Raw genomic sequence first — 565 nt, forward strand, 5'->3', positions numbered from 1 at the left:
TTACCTGCTGAATTTGCAGCGCATGTGGGTACTGGTGTGACGGTTCATCATCCAGAAGCACTTCAATCACGCCTTGAAGCCATGTCTGGTAAAAAGGTATTGCTCGACCCAGCAATCAGTAACGCATGGTTTAAGTTAGTTCTGCAAAATGCAGGCGCATCGGTTATTGCTGCAGCCGATCCATGTTTAATGCCAAAAGCCGCGAAAAACGAAGTTGAGATTGCGGGCATGAAAGCCTGTAATATCCGCGACGGTGTAGCGATGAGCAAATTCCTTTGCTGGCTAGATGCCGAAGTGGCTACAGGCAATCTTCATGATGAAGCTACACTGGCTGATCGCCTAGAAGCATTCCGTAAAGAAGACCCAACGCTGATGGATCTGAGCTTTGATACCATTTCTGCGGCAGGCGGCAATGCGGCTATGTGTCACTACAATCATGAGAACCAACCTGAGCCAGGTAAGCTAGAGTTGAACACACTTTACCTTGTTGATTCAGGCGGTCAGTATCTAGATGGCACAACCGACATTACACGCACCATCGCGATTGGTCAGCCATCAGCAGAAA

1 protein-coding gene is annotated in these 565 nt (G+C 48.5%); it reads left to right on the forward strand.

The genetic code is table 11. The annotated features are described in order from the left end of the window. The coding region (locus tag R7E78_RS29075; protein WP_318059011.1) for a M24 family metallopeptidase at positions 1–565 on the forward strand (565 nt) is incomplete at both ends.

The sequence above is a fragment of the Vibrio sp. YT-19(2023) genome (assembly GCF_033337395.1).